The organism is Methylophaga sp. SB9B, assembly GCF_004832235.1.
GTDB classification, from domain to species: Bacteria; Pseudomonadota; Gammaproteobacteria; order Nitrosococcales; family Methylophagaceae; genus Methylophaga; species Methylophaga muralis.
Window position 1 is genome coordinate 272,756 of sequence record NZ_SSXS01000001.1, and the last position, 17,725, is coordinate 290,480.

Sequence of the window (17,725 nt, forward strand, 5' to 3'; positions counted from 1 at the left end):
GTTAGTGTTTTTGAAAGGAAGAATTTCTATTTAACTCAGCCATTTTGTTAAGTTGTTGTTTCATGGTGATCACTGGCTTCCACCCTAATAACTCTCGGGCTTTACTAGTATCGATCTGCAAATTGCCAAACAAACGATCAGTGATCATCTGTTTGCCAATAAGTCTGGCAAAAAAATTCATCCAAGATAGGGGAACAGGTATTAGTCTTGGTGGACGCATATACGCTTCAGCTAACCGTCTCAACAATGTCGTTGTAGAAACATCTTCCCCATCAGCAATCAGAAAAACCTGATTAGTTGCTGCAGGGTGCGTCATGCAGAGTCTTATAAAGCTCACTAGATTATCAATAGCCAACATGGATCGTTGATTGGAAATAGCACCAAAAGGAAGAGGTATACCTTTATTAATGATTTTAATCATACTGGCGAAGTTAGCTTTCACACCCGGACCATAGATGAGTGGTGGCCGAATAATCACAACTTCCATGGATGTAGTCTTAGCTAGATCCAATAATAATTTTTCTGCTTCAAGCTTTGATTGTCCATAGGCATCTTCAGGAGCGGGATCATCTGTTTCACTAAAAGGCTGTCGATTATCTGTTGATTCGCCGTTAACTTTAATCGAGCTTAGATAAATGAACCTTTTTACCCCTGCCCTGGCCGCTTGCTGGGCAAGTTCCACAGTGGCGTATACATTTATTTTCCGAAATTCTTCTATGGGATCAGCCGAACTATCTTTCATGATATGAACACGTGCTGCTGTATGAATAACCATATCAATATTATCAAGAACATTGATGATAGTATTTGATTCACTCAGAAAGCCAAAATCACCTACCCGTTTTTGCTCAACTTTAGTCGGTAATACTTTCGAATACTCTCGAACTGCCGCAACGACATGATGGCCTTCAGCAACGAATTGAGTCACTAAAGCTTTTCCGACAAATCCTGTCGCACCAGTAACAAAGATTCGCATCAGCTCTGAATGATCTTTTCAATTTCGGCCACTTTGGCTTTCATCAACGCTTCATCAGCCCGAGATTCAACATTCAGACGTAAAAGTGGTTCTGTGTTGGAAGAACGGAGATTAAATCGCCACTGAGGAAATTCTAGGCTGATTCCGTCAGTTCTATCAATCACTGGGTTTTCTGTAGAAAAATGTTTCAGAATTTTATCGAGAATGACACTGACGTCTGCTACTCGATAGTTGATTTCACCACTGCATGGATATTTCGCCATACGCTCATTGACCAGTTCAGATAAAGGCTTACCTGCTACGCTGATTAATTCAGCTACCAGCAACCATGGAATCATGCCGCTATCACAGTAGGCAAAATCCCGGAAATAATGGTGAGCGCTCATTTCACCACCATAAACCGCATTTTCAAGACGCATACGCTCTTTGATAAAGGCATGGCCGGTTTTGGATTGAATAGGTTTGCCACCCGCAACTTCAACCTGATCGATGGTATTCCATGTCAGTCGGGGATCATGAATGATTTTTTCACCTGGTGACTTGAGCAAAAAGGCTTCAGCCAATAACCCGACAATGTAATAGCCCTCAATAAACCGGCCATTTTCATCAAAAAGAAAACACCGGTCAAAATCCCCGTCCCAGGCAATTCCCATATCGGCCTTATTACTGATAACTGCATCAGCAGTTGCTGCCCGATTTTCCGGTAACAATGGATTGGGAATACCATTCGGAAAACTGCCATCGGCCTCGTGATGTACTTTAATAAATTCAACCGGCACGTTAGCGGATTTAAACTGGTTTTCAATCGCATCGATGACATGTCCGGCCGCACCATTACCCGCATTCACAACCAGTTTTAATGGGTTGAGTTTTGTCAGGTTAATATAGGTCAGTAGATGCTCAACATATGGATCCAAAATGGATTGTTGATGATAAAGTGCTTTGTTCGGCAATTCTTCAAGCGGAGACTCTTCAGACGATGAAGCAGCTTCACTAGTAGTAATAACTTCTGAACTGTCCTGCTCGTCCCAATGAAAGCTGTAGTCCATTTTTTTACTGTTTATCGTCTTGGCGTCAGATGTTGGTACAGCAGCAGCTTGACCAAAAGGTGAAACTAACTTCTCAGCCAAATCACGAATATCATTCAAGCCACTGTCACCACTTATCGGTAAGGCACCTCGACCAACCAGCTTCATGCCGTTGTAGTCCATCGGATTATGGCTAGCTGTTACTTCAATACCGCCATCAACATCCAGATAAAATGACGCAAAATAAATTTCTTCTGTGCCAACCATTCCAATATCTATAACCTCAGATCCAGCATCCATCAAGCCCTGAGCCAAAGCCAACTTAAGCGGCTCACTGGTGTGCCTGATATCTCCGCCGACAACCACTTTTTTTGCATTGAGATGTTTCGCATAAGCATGCCCAATTCGATAGGCTACATCCGGGTTAAGCTCTTCTCCCAACTTGCCGCGAATATCGTAGGCTTTAAAACATTTTAGTGTATTTTCAGTAACCATATTTGTTCCTTGGTTCGTCTAATGACGTCAGGTAATACGAAGATTTATTTAGCAACTTTTTTTCAACCCCATGCCACATAACATAAGCTGCGAATAGAACCGCAATAATTGTGACAAGCATCGCTAAAATAGGCGATACAGTAAACAGTTGATAGGCAATAAAGGTTTGTAGTATTGGAAAGTGCAGAATATAAATACCATAAGAAAAATCGCCATATTTACCGAAATTACCGAGGTATTTGAAAACAAAACCAAAATACACTACACAGATGGCTAATGCCGCAGCATATAAAAGACCAGTTTGAAACAGACTCTCAAAGACATAAGCTGTTATGGCAATTAGCAAAAGCAGAGTCGCGTTTTTTTAAAAATCAAATGAATAATACAGAGCTCCTCCAGCAATAAAAAACATCAGCTGACCAGGAAGCTGCCTTTGTAATTCAATAAAAATACCACCATGCTTGTTAATAAGTAGTTGCATGCAAAAGCTATAAATAAAGGATGCAAAATATAAAAGTGTCAGTCCCTGCCACAGACCAATCTTACGAAACAGCCAAACAAAGATCGGCACACTTAAATAAAACATGACTTCGATTTTAAGGGTCCACAGCGCGCCATTCACAGCAGCTAATGAATTTTCTGAAAACACTCCTGGCAGATCTGGTTGAATAAAATTCAAGAACACCAAATTAGCAATTAGGTAACGGTAAAGCTCAGAACTGAGAAAATACTCTGAATAACTGTAAGTGCTTAGTAACGAGCCAAATATGGCACAAATCACTACCACGGAAAAATAGGCTGGATATATCCGTCGGACTCGCTTTTCGAAGTATCGATTCAAGCTACTGGAATGCTCGTAGCTCATAAAGATTAAAAATCCGCTCACTACAAAAAAGCACTCAACAGCCATTTTTGCTGAAAATAAAGTGTCAAATAACGAAAGACTCGCGACATCAGATAAATGATAGGCATGTACTAGAAAAACAACAAAAGCAAAACTGAAACGTAAAAGATCAAGGTTATTGTTTTTCGGTATATTTACTCGATAGACCGATCTCGCATTAGTTTGCCTTGCTTTAGCTAAATCCATTGAAAGCACCTTCCTAATTTCGCGTGAGGGTTTTAGGCAAACGACCAGTGTGCTTGATAAAAAAACGAAGCATACTTACAAGGTGCCAACGTAAATATTTTAACTGCTTATGGCTCTGTCTTTGGGCCTGATGGATCACCTGTGTTTGTGGTAATACGGCAATAGGAAAGTCTTTTTGCCATAACCTCACACAGATATCTACATCCTCATAATAAAGAAAATAACCTTGATCAAAACCTTTTACTGCCTGATAGGCTTTTCTATCAAATAACATAAACATTCCACCGACCCAGTCAGGGTAAAACACTTCATCTTTTTTGAAAAAAGAATAAGTATCATGTTTACCATTAATGAGACGTTTTATTAATCGTCCAACTGTTGGAAACTTTCGAACACTGTCTTCGGGATGCCCCTTTGAATCAACTATCATTGGCGCAATCATACCAAGCTTTAATTCTTGAATATTTTCTAACAACACTAAAAAAGGATTATCAACCAAACGTATATCCGGATTAAGAACACAAAAATAATCTCCAGTTGACCGATCGAATGCAGTATTGTGATTTGAGGAAAAGCCTTTGGGGAAACTATTGTAAATGATTTGAATAGGCAAATTTGCGACTGTAAATTCTGCTTCTTCTGGCATATTCAATGTAAGAATGATTTCTTTTATTACAGTTTTGTTGACCAACCCATCCAAATCAGCCAAAAGCTGTTTAACGAGTTCTGCTTGGCCATGACTGACAATAGAAATACTGATTGACTGAGACATTTATCTTGTTTCTTTATTTTTGCGGACAGACTTATGATCATAAAAAATTTTATGATCATAACCATACTACTGTGTTTAGATATTAACTAAAATTACTTACCAGTTTATTTGAATAAAAAACATTACTTTTTAAATGAGACTAATAAATATCTCAGATTATTAACGTACTCTGATAAACAGCATATAAACAATTACCTAAATAAGTGCACAATCAATAACCGTCTAAAAAACTTAGCTAAAGAAAAACATTGCAAAAGAGCATACTGGTAAAACTTAATCTTTTTCTTATGGTAAAGGTATTTGTAATTAAAAAGTTCTGCTTTCTCCATCAGCCACATATTCGAACTTAGTCCAGATGCCCCATACATTGGTTTATATACTGCGGCCAAGTCAGTGTTTAACTTAATGGTCAATAAATCTGCATAAATTATTTCAATCCAAAGAAGATGATCATCTAAGTGACGCTTTCCTTCAAAAAAACGAAAAGGGATGTCACGTTTTAACATCACCGAAGGAGTTACGAACGGATTTCTTACTAAAATTTGAGACCAAGTAATTTTTTTTTCAGAAGTCAGTTCAACAGGCCAATTTAAGCTATCAATTGCATTATATGACATGTCCCGGAATAAATGGCCACTCATGGCAATATCCGGGTTATTAATCATGTATTGGTATTGGATCTCAATTTTTCTATTGTGCCAAGCATCATCAGAATCTAAAAAAGCAATATACGGTTGGGTAGCAAAAGACCAGCCTTTATTACGTGCCGTTGCAGCACCAACATTTTTTTGAAGATCAACAATTTTAATCCAGCCACCATATTGACTTTTAAGCCGCATAATTACATTAATAGTATTGTCTGTGCTGGCATCATTTACTAAGATTAATTCATATGGCCTGATGGTTTGATTGACAACTGAAACCACTGCTCGCTCAATCGTTTTACTACAACAGTAACAAGGAATGATTACACTAACTTTGGCTGTCATTTTTCACCTGCAAGTTAAAAATTGAATACATAAAAATAAAACTCGCAAGGATCCAAAAGTGCCAATAGCTTATATCAGGCTTTTCTCTCTGTAATCCCATAAAAATAACCATTAATACCATACAAGCTGTCGCAATTAAAATTCGCGAAAAATCTCTATCTACTAATATCATTTTTTTATAAATACCTAATATCACCCAGGTCGTTAGCGCCCCTAAAAGAATGAAAGATATCAGATACAATAGCCCACCAATCACACCGGAATCAGCAAAGACATCGACGTAGCCTATAGATATCGAATTATTTAATAATTTTTTAGCTCCTCCAATACCAGTTCCATAAGGGTTTTCATATAAATACTCAAATACTTCCTTAGCTTCAGTAACCCGCTGTGAGAAAGAATCACCTTTATTCTGAACGATTGGTGAGCTTGTCATTGAACTTATAGTTGTAGTTATTATAAATTGCGGGACTATACATAATAAAAAAACAAAAATAAGTTTATATTTTTCTGTTTTACCTATAACTTTATTATTAAGCAATAATAATAATATAATTAACATGCCTAGCACCACGCCAGCAGACCAGGATGCAGAAATTCCACAAGCAACAATCAATGCTTTATAAAAACTTTTCTGTGTCAGAATCAACCAATAAAGTGCAACTGATGCTGCCATTGCATAAGCGGCAGGCTCGATTGAAAAGGACTGAAGACGATACAAACCAACTTGAGGGACAACTGCATATAAAAACCCACCAAAATTGATGTTAATGACTCTTTTTAATTCAAGCCCTTCTGTAATCGATATTTGATAAAAATCTAACCAACCAAAGTAAACCCCGACGATACTTACAAGCCCGATAACAGTCAAAAAAACCGTTAAATTTGAGTAAATATTAAAAAGTATTGTTGTTGATTTAATTGTTAAATTTTTTAATAAATATATAAAGAAAAATAACTTGACAATGTAGCTTAATAATACCCAACTATTGGTATAGTTATGAACTGTGAATGGGCCCACTATGACATTGAGAGAATACAATGCATAGATAAATGCTATTAAAGTTAGACCACTATTAAATTGATATGGGCTTTTTTTAAATGGTTTAATTATTAACACTAAAGCTGATACACACAATAAAGTTAAAACAATAATTCTAACTGTTACGGGAAAAATCCAACTTATTGCGTATGGATAAAGTAACCATGTAGATATGACAACCAAACATAATGATAAAGAATATTCAGTTTGACTAAATATTATTTTTTCTTTAAGCAAATCTTCGTCCCTTGATCTTAAAGTAAACTTTAGTTATGACTGATTTTGGTAATATTGCCACTAAATATAAAATTAAAACCTTTATGGTTTTATCTTTTAAAAATATGCACTTATTTAAATGTTGAAATGCTTTTATACGATTTCTACCACTCCAAATATAAAGTTTGGCAACCTCAAAATGGTAATCAAAAATCGCCTTTGATTTATCTATTTTTTTGCTTCAAGCTGTAATTCTTTTAACCTTTCTTCACTAACATTAATTCCTGCAATTTCATCTTCAATGATTTTGCTCAGTAGGTTTCTGAATACCGCTGGTTTACGACTCATAGAACCAGGTATAAGTCTGTAATAGATTAAAGGCACATTTAAATTATGAAGTTTGCCAATCCTGGACATACGTTCAAATAATGTGACATCCTCCCCTCCCCACCTCATTTTTTCTGTATATTTGCCAGAATTGTAAAAAGCCTCTTTTGAGAACATCACGGAAGGATGAACGAAGGGAGAGTCAGGGAATTTTTCACGTAAAACTTTATCTTCCGTGTCAGGAAAGTAAGTACAAATCATTCTTCCATCTTGGTCGATATATATAGCCGCACTACCAACGGCAACAACGTCCGAATGATTTAAAAGAAACTCCATTTGAATTAAAAATCTATCAGGATGACAGATATCATCTTGATCCATCCTCACGATATATTTACCTTGAGAATTCTCTACTGCTTCATTTAAGGTAGCTGGTAAACCACGATTTTCGCGTGAAATAACATGAATTCTAGAATCACGCTGTAAATAGCTTTCTAGAATTTTTAACGATCCATCTGTGGAAGCATCGTTAATAATTATTAATTCAAAATTAGTATAGGTCTGTAATAAAACAGACTCTATTGCCTCCACTAAATATTTTTCACCGTTATAAACTGGCAAAATGACGGAGAGAAGGGGGCGTCCATACTGTTGTTCATCGTTTCCAATCATTTTTGCAGTTCTTTTATCCACTCAAAAGTGGTATCAATTCCGTCTGTAAAGTTCACTTTTTTATTCCAACCAGTATGTTTTTGCAGCTTTGATGAATCAAGCACATTACTTTGCACGTCAAAAGAGCGCTCTGGAAGATTTTCAATATGCACTGATAATCCAATGTTTTTTAATATAGGAGTGAATAATTCAATTACATCCAGATTACTTAAACCCACTCCTGATCCTAGATTGTAAAGCTCAGATAGTCTGCCATGTTCTAAAGCGCTCACAATTCCAGAGGCGAGATCCGAAACATAAATGTAGTCCCTGACAGTTCCACGCTGGCCAAATATTTTAATTGGGTTATGAGCTAATACAGAAGCAATTGCCGTTGCAATAAAGCCCTGTCCAGTAAATGGATATTGACCAATACCATATGCATTAGCTGGTCTGACACATACAAATTTCAGTCCATGAGTAGCCGCATATAAATAAGCGTAATTTTCAAGGGTTAATTTTGTTACACCATATGGCGATATGGGTTTGGTTTGATGTGTTTCATCGATAGGTAGTTGTCTGGCTTCCCCATATACTGTACCTCCGGAACTTACCAATATAAGCTTTATGCCCCTATCCGCCATCTCTTTAAATAATTGGACAGAAGGTGGTAAATTTTGTAATAAATCTGACAATGGGTCATCAAATGAAGTATTTGGCACAGTTGCATATGCTAAGTGGATAACTTCTTGATGCTTATCTAATAAATTACAAATTAACTCGAGATCGGAAAAGTCGCCTTGGACGTACTTTGCACGTTCAGGCAATAAATAACGAGGTAGTTTTTTCCTGCCCAATACAGTCACAGTCCTTCCCGAATTGATTAATTCTGGTACCAGATATGAACCTATAAAACCCGCCCCGCCTATAACCAAAGTTTTTGTTTGAGACATTTGACTCATAACTTAATCCATTTCGCTGGGATGAGATCGTTAGTGTCAGTTTGCTTGTTAAACCAGCGTTTGGGCGCAACAACTATCTTAGTTTGGCTTTGATTCAACCAGGCCCCCCACCAACTAAAAGAACTATTTGCAATAATGTTATGTTTGCATAGGCTCATTAAACGCATATCGTTATAACTTTCAGGGCCGTGGTTATGATCAATAAAGTGGGTGGGGAAATCTATCTTTAAATTACCTTTTACCCATTCAATATCATCAGAAAAAATGAAAAACTTGGGCCGCTCTACTTGCTCGGAAATGAGTTGGATCGCCGCATGATAATACTCTAAAGAACATAGTCCATGGGTCACGAGCGTAGCAGCATCTTTAACATAATCACCACGTCTTATATGTAAGCTAACTGCATTATTTTTTACTATTTCTTCCGCTATTTTTCTATTTTCTGCTGACATGGGCTGTTTAAATTTGAAATCTTCACGAATTACGGACTCAATCGATTTAAAATATTTCTCTGATTGCCAATACCCTGATAAATAAGCATTGCTTGGAATCCCCTCGATACCGTCCCAATATTGAAAGTGTGGCTCTATTACGAATTGTTTACTTCTTAACCATGAAAACTCGTTACGAAATAAAAATCTTTTAATTATGGGTTTAGATTGCCACCCAAGCACTTGCTGTAAATCGTCTTTTGTTGCTATTTCTTTCGGGCCAGCAAAAACGCACGATAACTCAAATCCGTTATGCAGCTTATAATTTGAAAAACCGGATACGTCTAACAGCAATGTTTCATCCATGTTTTCAGCCACTGCACGGGCAGTTGCATATTGAAACATCTGGTTTCCTAAACCACCGATTATATGAGTAATAATCATAGCATTGACTTACTGTCGTTTAACTTAACGGTTACCAGCCTTTGAAGGGCATTATTATTTCTAAATAATAATGCTAATAGTAAAACTCCAAATAACCCAATAATCATCAAAACAATGCTTGCCTCTATAAGCCCAAATGTTTGTGGCAACCAATAAGCAGGTAAAATAAACATAAACATCATTAAAATGGCTACAAACCAGGTTTTATAGTCTGGATGGAATTTCACTTGGCGAAGCATCACAAACCACATCACGGTCAACATAACTAACGCAGCTATAGCTAAGCCAACTGCAGCCCAAATTATAGAATAATGATATTCCCCACTAACCGTTAACATGACAATTACCGTTAATGCCCCAATAGCATATGGCCATATCACCGATTTTGTTTTTTTAGTCACTTGCGCTGCGCTACTGAGTAAATTCGCAGTTACACGACAAAATTCTAATATGATGCCTAACTTCACATAAACTTCAGCGTTAGCATACTGAGGCGCGACTAATAACTTGAGTAAATATGGGGCACTAATAAAGGTAATACCTATCAATACAACATAAATGGGCATCACGACATTCAACAGGTCAGAAAGCGCATCGCTAAATATCATTTGATTGGATGATTGCTTATCCCCCATGGCGATCCGTTTATAAAAAAACGGATAAAGAAATTGCTGTACCAAGCTTTCAGTTAATGCCCATATTTGGTTTGCTAGTGCAAATCCAAGTGCCAAAAAACCGAGTACTGTTAGTCCCCAATAATACTCCACTACTATTCGATAGCCACTTAACTGTAACCACATGAGGCCAGCCCCTAACGCTAGGGGTAAACAATACGTTGTAATGACATTCAAATTTAATAATCTATGAGGTGTGTTGTCCTGTTTCGGTCTCACCCCTTGACGAAGCATCAAGCTTGCGCCTAACGCCCCAATACTGAAGCCAATAGCCTGGCCAATAAACCAAGTAACTGATGATGGCGATATAACACACAAGGACACGGAAGCTACCAAGGCCATTATACTTGTTACTAACGACCAACTAACAGAAACACCGCGTTGCCCCACCATGTTTAATATCGGGATGTAGGTTGCATTCCAAGTAGCACTATTGATCATTATTACCATGGCAAAAATTGCTAAGCCAACCTGGGCTAACGAAAGATCTTTAGTAACCCATATTGTGACAAGCCCACCTATCAAGGAAACAACGAAAATATATTTCCTGTAATCCGTCAACCGTGAAAATAATGTTCCTGCTTCCCACCATTCGTGTGTGTGACGATTTATATGTTGTCCAACAGGATTAACCAAAAATAAACCACAAAAAGTTTGCACCACTACTAATAAAGCCAGCTGACCAAATTGTTCAGGGCTTAATAGTGTAGTTACAGCACGAATTGCAACCAAACCTAACAAAGCTGTTGCAATTCTACCGCCACCGATAATTAGTAGATCTCGTCTAATCTTCAAGATCTTTTACTATCCTACTGACAATAGTTTCAGCAAAAGCTTCTGAACTAAAAGGTTTTGCTGCATCACTTGATAAGAATGATGCAATGCGTTCTTGATATCCTCTGTATTCATGCTCACTTATGGATTTTAGATATTGGAATAAAGATTCTGTGTCTTTAAACTGGCGTCGATCTACAAAACAGTCCGCAGGTATATAATCTTTCACATTGTTTGCCCCCCAATAAACAGGCACGCAACCAGAAAAAAAACTATCAAAAATCTTTTCGGTGATATAACCAGGTAAATCACGTACATTTTCGTAACAGATAGAAAAACGAGTTTTTATTAATACATTACGTTTGTGCTCAATCTTGCCGCGATAACTTGGGAATGGTCGAAATTTTTTAACCGGCTTTAAAACACAATATAAGCGGCGCAAAACTTTTCCAGTGAAACTATTTCCAAAAGCTGGGGCATCCCAACCTATTCCATATAAATTGAAATCATCAGCCGCATTCTTTTCAAACCAACGTATTGTCTTAATGCGTTCTTTATATAAATCCCTTTCATCATTAACAGGCAGCGATTTATTACCAGCGATAACACAACAAAAACGATCTCTATTACGCCAGCCATCTACCTGAGGAATAACTATTGAATTAGGGAAGTTAATTTTAATAAAGCGGTTGCCATCCACTAAATCATCACGCCAAGTAAATATCTTACGATAATGCTTCCAGTTTTCTGGCTTCCCATTTGCAGGTAGTACCTGTGGCGATTCAAGCATCAATAAGTAACATGGTCCTCTAGCGTCAACCGGTTGCACATCCATTTGAAGGTCAAAAACTGACGATTCACCTTGACTAATATCAGGCGTATCAATTTGAATACTTTGATGTTTGAACTTTTCACGTAATAAATGATAAGGAAGAAAACAATTATCTCGATTCAATTCATTATTTAAATCGAATATAGCGTTCTTTTGGATTTTACTCGCAAAAAATCGAGCGTAAATCCCAACACTCAACTGTAATTATCCCTAAGTTTCCAGCTTTCCCACACAAAATCATAATTCCACATTTCAGTATGAGTAAGTGCGAGCTGATTGCGTATTTTTATTCGTTTATCTTCGGCAGAAGCAATAAAATTATGGAATTGTATTTGAAGATAATTGATATTTTTTATATCGCTCGATTCTATAATTGCAGGGATGATATCAAACTCACCACCTTCAATATTAACTTTCAGAAGGTCGATTTTTTCAATCGGTAACTCTCGGATACAATCAACAATTGAGCGCAGTTGAACAATTTCCTTTTTATCATCTGTGTGTGGTGAGTTGAAACTGGAGGCGTTATCTGCCAACCCAATTTCCAATTGGCCTTCGGCTGATGCTAATCCATGATTAAAACAAATTACTTTCTCGTTGTTTGCAAATCGCGCAACACAACTTTGATAAAACTCTACTACCGGTTCAAATACATAAACTGTACAACCATATTTTTTGTGGATATCTGAAGCAAAATCACCACGATATCCTCCAACATCAAAGACAACACTGTTAGAAGTTAATGGATAATCCAATCGAAGAGTCTCATCTCCTTTGTCCTTGAACCAACGTTCTATCTCAATTAAAAAAGGTTCACGCAAAATATACCTTCGAAACCTAATTGCTAGTTTATTTTTAAGCTTTGAAATTAGATTCACAATTTGTCCTTAAATGTTAGCAAGCACGTGGAATGCTTCAGGTATAGGATAATGATGATTTCCCACAAACAGCCCATTTTGATCAATATGTTCTGCGTTCTTCAATGTACCGTGCACTTCTGAATTGAAATATTTAACTACTTCATTTTTCGCAAAGTTGCCGGCCACAATAGGGCGACATTCAAAACCCAATTCATTCAATTTTGCTACTAAAGCTTTGCGAGTGAGCTTGCTATTAGGACGTATCACCAGGCTAAAACCGAACCAACTACTCTCGCCAATTTCTTTTTGAATAATCAGATCTGGGTGATTGGCCATTGCAGCTTGTAATAGCTTGCCATTCTTACGCCGCTCATCAATCAACATTGGTAAGCGTTTAACTTGCTCAATACCTAGTGCCCCCTCTATTTCAAGTGGCCGAACGTTATAGCCCGGCAAAACAAAGCGGAAAGACTCCTCAAACGGATCATCGCTTTTTTCACTACACACAAGGTTATGTTTGGGTAGGTTTCTTGTCCAGCCATGCGCCCTCAGCGATAAGAGAATTTGATATAGCTCTTCGTCATCCGTGACAATCAGCCCACCTTCCATTGTTGAAATATGGTGGCTAAAAAAAGAACTATACCCACCCATCACACCAAATGTTCCCGCTTGTTTGCCCTGAAAGGTTGCTCCCATCGATTCACAATTATCCTCTAGCAAGACAATATCTCGATCGGCAATAATTTCATTAATCCGGTTAAAATCATTGGGGTTGCCAAGTAAATTAACCGCCATAATTGCACGGGTTTTGTCAGTAACGGCAGTCTCTAGCTGATTCAAATCGTAATTCAATGTTTCTAAATCAATATCTACAAACTTAATTTTTAATCCATACTGATACAAAGGGTAATAAGTGGTACTCCATGACACCGCAGGGACTATGACTTCATCACCACGGTTTAATTTTAATTTTGGATTTTTTGTGTAGCATAGCGCAGCAACCATCAGCAATATGGCTGATGAGCCTGAATTAACCATTACGCAATGCTGACTGCCTACATGGTTAGCAAAATCATGCTCAAATGTTTTAACATTTTCGCCCATTGTATACATCCCCGATGCAATAACTCGCTGCATCGCTGCTTGTTCTGCTTCACCCCAAGTGGCTGTGGCTAATGGATATTTAAAACTCATTACAAACATTGCTCCAAATAATACTCATACGTTTTTGCTATGCCTTCGCGTAAAGTGTGTTGGGCCTTCCAACCCCATTTATCTTGACGTTTTGTACTGACTAATTTACGGGCCATACCCACAGGTTTAGTAAGATCATGCGTAAAGGTTCCTCCATATCCCAAAACATCAGCAACTACTTCATAATATTCGTTGATGGTGTAGTCATGTCCCAAACCAATATTCATCAAATCAGGGATTGTTTCAAACTGATTTATTGCATGAACTAATGCATCTGCCAAATCACCTGCATACATAAATTCTCTGCGTGCATTACCGTCACCCCATATCTCGACCGATGCCTGTGCTGACTGCTTAGCTTGGTAGATTTTGTGAATTATGGCGGGAATGAGATGCGAGTGAAGAGGATCGAATTTATCATGCCTCCCATAAAGATTGCAGGGAATAAGTGTTTTATAGTGAAAACTAGCGTCTTCACGCATAATGTATTCGCATAGCTTTGCTGTCGTTATTTTAGCTAAAGCATAACCCTCGTTCGTAGGCTCTAATTCGCCTTTAAGAATTAAGTCTTCATCTAGTGGCTCATCATGATTTCGTGGGTACATGCATGAACTTCCCAAATTTATAAGCTGTTTAATGCCAAATTCATAGGAAGCCAAAACAATGTTACGCCCCATATCGAGGTTTTCCATCAGGAAGGCTACAGGTTGGCGCAAGTTAGCTTGAATACCGCCAACCTTGCCCGCAGCATGAATAACCATATCAGGTTTAAATTTATGCAAATACTTTTGTACTGCACTGAAGTCTAATAAATTGAGCTCTGAGCTACGAGGTGCCATCACTTCAACATCAGTGAGAGCAGAATGCTCAAGCAGATTCCGCCCAACCATGCCGCCGCCGCCGGTTAATAATATTCGCATGTTATTCATTGTTTATTCGTGGTAGTTTTGAACGTTATAACCATGTTTTTTTACAAGTTCATCACGTTCTGCAGATTTTAGGTCTTCACGCACCATTTCACTAACTAATGCATCAAAACTAATTTGTGGTGTCCAGCCTAGTTTGCTTCTAGCCTTACTTGCATCTCCTAAAAGAGTCTCTACTTCAGTAGGACGGAAGTAGCGTTCATCTACAGCAACAATACATTTACCCATACTGTCATAACCCTTTTCCTCGATGCCTTCTCCCTTCCAAGTAATGTTCATACCTAATTCTTTAGCTGCAGAATTGACAAAATCACGCACACTGTATTGAACACCAGTAGCAATCACAAAGTCTTCCGGTTGCTCTTGCTGTAACATCAGCCATTGCATTTCAACATAATCTTTGGCATGTCCCCAGTCACGTAACGCATTCATATTTCCAAGATAGAGGCAATCTTGTAGGCCGAGTTTAATACGAGTCAAAGCCCTAGTTATTTTACGGGTTACAAATGTCTCGCCACGAAGGGGGGATTCATGATTGAACAAAATGCCATTGCAAGCATAAATACCATAGGCTTCACGATAATTAACCGTAATCCAATAGGCGTAAAGTTTAGCGACGGCGTAAGGACTGCGTGGGTAAAAAGGCGTAGTTTCTTTTTGAGGTGTCTCTTGCACTAAACCATATAATTCAGAAGTCGATGCTTGGTAGAAACGGGTTTTTTTTTGCAAACCAAGAATACGGATTGCCTCCAAAATCCGTAGTGCTCCCAATGCATCAGAATTTGCAGTGTACTCTGGCTCTTCAAACGAGACAGCAACGTGACTCTGTGCTGCTAGGTTATAGATTTCATCTGGCTGAACTTTTTGGATAATGTGCGACAAACTAGATGAGTCCGTCATATCGCCATGATGCAAAAAGAAAGGCAAACCCTTTTCATGCACATCGTGAAACAGGTGATCAATCCGTGCCGTATTAAATAAAGAACTACGTCGTTTTATGCCATGGACTTCATAACCTTTATTTAATAAAAATTCTGCTAAATACGCCCCATCTTGTCCGGTGACACCAGTTATTAATGCAATTTTACTCATATGAATCTCTACTTAATTTTGTCGATATAAATTCAATATATGTCATTCAACCGTCACAGATTTAGCTAGGTTACGTGGTTGATCTACATCTGTACCTTTGATCAAGGCAACATGGTAACTTAGCAACTGAAGGAGAATGTTGTAAGTTATTGGCGCTGTAATACGGCCAACATTGGTGGTGGCTTTCACGACTTTAAAGCCTGACTCAGAGCTGATATCCGAACGCTCATCTTCAAACACGATCATCTGGCCGCCACGGGCTTTAACTTCCTGAAGATTGGATTTGAGCTTTTCCAACAGATCATCCAATGGTGCAATAGCAATGACAGGCATGTTCTCATCAATCAAGGCTAAAGGACCATGTTTGAGTTCGCCAGCGGGATAAGCCTCCGCGTGGATATAACTGATTTCCTTGAGCTTTAGCGCGCCTTCCAAAGCAATTGGATACATCGTGCCTCTACCCAGAAATAGAGCATGATTTTTATCAGCAAAATCTTGGGCAATATTCTGAATTTCCTGCTCATGCATCAAGGCATTCTGGATCAGGTTGGGTAATTTTTGTAGGCCCTGAGTAATGTGTTTTTCACGTTCCCGGGAAATGCGTTTTTTGACTTTACCTATACAAGTTAGCAATAACGCCAGTGCCACTAATTGTGTAGTGAACGACTTGGTGGAGGCGACACCAATTTCCGGACCGGCATGGGTGAGATAACTCAGATCGGCTTCACGTGTCAGGCTACTTTCAGCTACATTACAAATGGATAATGTCGGAATATTTTTTGGTGCAAAAGCTTCGGGACTTTCTGCTGCATGCGCTTTAATTTGCTGTAATGCTGCTAGGGTATCAGCAGTTTCACCCGACTGGCTAATGGTCACAAATAAGGTGTTATCTTCAATAACGGGATTTCGGTAGCGAAACTCACTGGCCACTTCAACCTGGCAAGGTAATCGTACAATATCTTCCGCCCAGTATTTCGCGACCATGCCGGCATGATAACTAGTGCCACAGGCAATGATATGCAGTCGTTCAATACTCTTAAAAATGGATTCTGCACCAGGACCGAATGTTGAGACTAGCACTTTATCCTGTGTTACCCGCCCTTCGAGAGTGTCGATTACTGCTTGCGGTTGATCAAATATCTCTTTGTGCATGTAGTGGCGGTGTTCACCAAGCTCTACTGCTGTGATATTCAGCGTTGATTGTTTTACAGGACGTTCTACCCTTTCGCCAGTCAATGCACTGAAAATTTCAATACTATCGCGCGTCAATTTAGCGACATCACCATCTTCTAGGAAAATGAAGTTTTGGGTCACGGGTAATAGTGCAGATACGTCAGAGGCAATAAAATGTTCACCAATACCAATGCCAATGACTAAGGGGCTGCCTTTGCGTGCTGCAATTAACGTATTGGGATCATCGGTGGCAATTACTCCAAGAGCATATGCCCCTTCAAAATCTTGGGTTGCTTGCATTACCGATTCAAGTAATGAAAGGCTGCTGCGTTCAGCGGTTGGAGAAGCGTCTCCGTATAAATATTGATAGATAGAGTGAGCAGCTACCTCAGTATCTGTCTCAGAGGTAAAACGATATCCCTGATTGATCTGTTGTTGTTTAAGAACCTGATAATTCTCGATAATGCCGTTGTGTACAACGGCAATTCGATGGTTACAAATGTGTGGATGGGCGTTATTTTCGGACGGGATTCCATGTGTCGCCCAGCGAGTATGCGCAATGCCCATTTGTCCAGAAAAGCTGGTGTTTTCCGCATCTATCTTGGCTTCGAGCTGCTTGATTTTGCCAAGCGATCTGACACGATGAATATTGGCATCCGAATTCAGCAAGGCTACGCCAGAAGAGTCATACCCTCGATACTCTAGCCGGCGAAGTCCTTCCATTAAAATTGGGGCTACATTCCGCTCAGCAATACCACCGACTATTCCACACACTGA

General features: G+C 38.7%; 17 protein-coding genes. All 17 read right to left on the reverse strand.

Annotation, left to right across the window (positions count from 1 at the left end; all coding sequences use genetic code 11):
* Position 1: 1 nt before the first annotated feature.
* The 17 genes from E8Q33_RS01360 to glmS all read right to left on the reverse strand — a co-directional run bounded on the left by E8Q33_RS01360 (position 2) and on the right by glmS (position 17,722).
* Positions 2-976, reverse strand: coding sequence for an SDR family oxidoreductase (locus E8Q33_RS01360; protein WP_136552301.1), 975 nt, complete (start codon positions 974-976; stop codon positions 2-4).
* On the reverse strand, positions 976-2,499 hold the full coding sequence (locus E8Q33_RS01365) for a phosphomannomutase CpsG (protein ID WP_136552302.1): 1,524 nt from the start codon (positions 2,497-2,499) through the stop codon (positions 976-978). Before E8Q33_RS01365 ends, E8Q33_RS01360 begins: the two co-directional genes overlap by 1 nt.
* On the reverse strand, positions 2,489-2,845 hold the full coding sequence (locus E8Q33_RS01370) for a hypothetical protein (RefSeq protein WP_136552304.1): 357 nt from the start codon (positions 2,843-2,845) through the stop codon (positions 2,489-2,491). Before E8Q33_RS01370 ends, E8Q33_RS01365 begins: the two co-directional genes overlap by 11 nt.
* Positions 2,846-2,863: 18 nt before the next feature.
* Complete coding sequence (locus E8Q33_RS01375; protein ID WP_136552306.1) at positions 2,864-3,589, reverse strand: acyltransferase; 726 nt, start codon at positions 3,587-3,589, stop codon at positions 2,864-2,866.
* A 13-nt stretch (positions 3,590-3,602) separates the two neighbouring features.
* Entirely contained in the window at positions 3,603-4,361 is a 759-nt protein-coding gene (locus E8Q33_RS01380; RefSeq protein ID WP_136552308.1) for a glycosyltransferase family 2 protein, read from the reverse strand.
* 191 nt (positions 4,362-4,552) lie between these two features.
* Positions 4,553-5,350, reverse strand: a complete 798-nt coding sequence (locus tag E8Q33_RS01385; RefSeq protein WP_136552310.1) for a glycosyltransferase family 2 protein — start codon at positions 5,348-5,350, stop codon at positions 4,553-4,555.
* Entirely contained in the window at positions 5,334-6,629 is a 1,296-nt protein-coding gene (locus tag E8Q33_RS01390; protein WP_136552312.1) for a hypothetical protein, read from the reverse strand. The genes E8Q33_RS01385 and E8Q33_RS01390 overlap by 17 nt, the downstream gene beginning before the upstream one ends.
* Before the next feature lie 207 nt (positions 6,630-6,836).
* Positions 6,837-7,628 (reverse strand): glycosyltransferase family A protein, encoded by a 792-nt coding sequence (locus tag E8Q33_RS01395; protein WP_136552313.1) that lies wholly within the window; start codon positions 7,626-7,628, stop codon positions 6,837-6,839.
* Positions 7,604-8,548 (reverse strand): NAD-dependent epimerase/dehydratase family protein, encoded by a 945-nt coding sequence (locus E8Q33_RS01400; protein WP_136552315.1) that lies wholly within the window; start codon positions 8,546-8,548, stop codon positions 7,604-7,606. Before E8Q33_RS01400 ends, E8Q33_RS01395 begins: the two co-directional genes overlap by 25 nt.
* On the reverse strand, positions 8,545-9,384 hold the full coding sequence (locus tag E8Q33_RS01405; protein ID WP_211116062.1) for an alpha-1,2-fucosyltransferase: 840 nt from the start codon (positions 9,382-9,384) through the stop codon (positions 8,545-8,547). The genes E8Q33_RS01400 and E8Q33_RS01405 overlap by 4 nt, the downstream gene beginning before the upstream one ends.
* 35 nt (positions 9,385-9,419) lie before the next feature.
* A complete protein-coding gene (locus E8Q33_RS01410; RefSeq protein ID WP_136552319.1) occupies positions 9,420-10,892 on the reverse strand; it encodes a lipopolysaccharide biosynthesis protein in 1,473 nt (490 codons plus the stop codon).
* Complete coding sequence (locus E8Q33_RS01415; protein ID WP_136552321.1) at positions 10,882-11,901, reverse strand: glycosyltransferase family 10 domain-containing protein; 1,020 nt, start codon at positions 11,899-11,901, stop codon at positions 10,882-10,884. The genes E8Q33_RS01410 and E8Q33_RS01415 overlap by 11 nt, the downstream gene beginning before the upstream one ends.
* Positions 11,898-12,581 (reverse strand): FkbM family methyltransferase, encoded by a 684-nt coding sequence (locus E8Q33_RS01420; RefSeq protein ID WP_168800115.1) that lies wholly within the window; start codon positions 12,579-12,581, stop codon positions 11,898-11,900. The genes E8Q33_RS01415 and E8Q33_RS01420 overlap by 4 nt, the downstream gene beginning before the upstream one ends.
* A 9-nt stretch (positions 12,582-12,590) precedes the next feature.
* Positions 12,591-13,757, reverse strand: a complete 1,167-nt coding sequence (locus E8Q33_RS01425; protein WP_136552324.1) for a DegT/DnrJ/EryC1/StrS aminotransferase family protein — start codon at positions 13,755-13,757, stop codon at positions 12,591-12,593.
* Positions 13,757-14,686, reverse strand: coding sequence for a GDP-L-fucose synthase (locus E8Q33_RS01430; protein ID WP_136552326.1), 930 nt, complete (start codon positions 14,684-14,686; stop codon positions 13,757-13,759). The genes E8Q33_RS01425 and E8Q33_RS01430 overlap by 1 nt, the downstream gene beginning before the upstream one ends.
* Before the next feature lie 3 nt (positions 14,687-14,689).
* On the reverse strand, positions 14,690-15,775 hold the full coding sequence (gene gmd / locus E8Q33_RS01435) for a GDP-mannose 4,6-dehydratase (RefSeq protein WP_136552328.1): 1,086 nt from the start codon (positions 15,773-15,775) through the stop codon (positions 14,690-14,692).
* Between the two features lie 42 nt (positions 15,776-15,817).
* Positions 15,818-17,722, reverse strand: coding sequence for a glutamine--fructose-6-phosphate transaminase (isomerizing) (gene glmS / locus E8Q33_RS01440; protein ID WP_069297046.1), 1,905 nt, complete (start codon positions 17,720-17,722; stop codon positions 15,818-15,820).
* Between the last annotated feature and the right edge of the window lie 3 nt (positions 17,723-17,725).